Below are 1,044 nucleotides of genomic sequence, written 5' to 3'. Positions count from 1 at the left end.
AACCGTTGCCCAGAACACTGGAATTCAGCCACAAGGTGAAGCCGAGCTAGAAACTGAAGCGGAACAGACTGAAATTCCCGGTGACTCTCAAAATCAGTCACCCGCTCTACCTCCACCGCCACCAGCGGTTAACAACACTCCCAACGATAGACCTGAAGCGACCAGTCCGACGAGCTGATCTGACAACACCCGACCTTGCTCGGGTGTTTTTTTATCTTCAGAAAAACCAGGATCTTAACTGTTCAAAACAGTCCTTCCATGTCTCTGAAAACAACCACTTTTCCTGCGACCAATCAACAATTTGCTCAAATTCAGTGCTTTTGCCTGTATTGAACTGTTTTCTTGCTGACCTATATCAAAAAATGAACAACCCATTGGCTCTATTATTGATCAGCAACAGAAGGCCTGAGCTAGCATGTGATATGGTTTTTGCAAGCGGCAGTCCACCACATCAAGCTGAACAAATATTGATCAATTTCACTTTATCGTGAAATATGTAGATAGTATGATGATCGGTTTTATTTCATCACTCATCAGATTGAGGCTTTCTTTTTTGTCAGGTCAGCTATTGCCAAAACAACTGCAAAAACAAGTGCCAGAACCTACAACGCCCGCACCGCTGAAGATTGGTCCTTACCCCATCGTTAACCCGGTGGTACTGGCACCCATGGCGGGCGTTACCGACAGTCCGTTTCGCAACCTCTGCCTGAAAATGGGTGCAGGCATGGCGGTGTCGGAGATGGTGACCAGCAACCGGAAGCTCTGGAATACCCGAAAGTCCAGGCTGCGTATGGATCACAGCTGTGAGTCCGAACCGCGCTCTGTCCAGATTGCCGGGGGCGACCCGGAGCAGATGGCCGAAGCGGCCAGGCTGAACCAGCAGTCTGGTGCCCAGATCATTGATATCAACATGGGCTGCCCGGCCAAGAAGGTATGCAACAAGGCGGCCGGTTCTGCCCTGCTGCGGGACATTGAGCTGGTGGAATCCATCCTGAAAGCGGTAACGGCGGCGGTGGATATTCCGGTGACCCTGAAGATCCGCAC

1 protein-coding gene is annotated in these 1,044 nt (G+C 50.6%); it reads left to right on the top strand.

The window, feature by feature from the left end:
* Positions 1–667: 667 nt before the first annotated feature.
* The coding region (locus tag KDK14_RS18335) for a tRNA-dihydrouridine synthase (protein WP_257266643.1) at positions 668–1,044 on the top strand (377 nt) is incomplete at its 3' end.

This window comes from Endozoicomonas sp. ONNA2 (assembly GCF_024606365.1).
Taxonomy (GTDB): Bacteria; Pseudomonadota; Gammaproteobacteria; order Pseudomonadales; family Endozoicomonadaceae; genus Endozoicomonas.
The sequence above is the reverse complement of the archived record's forward strand: the minus strand, read 5'-3'. Positions and strand labels throughout refer to the sequence as shown.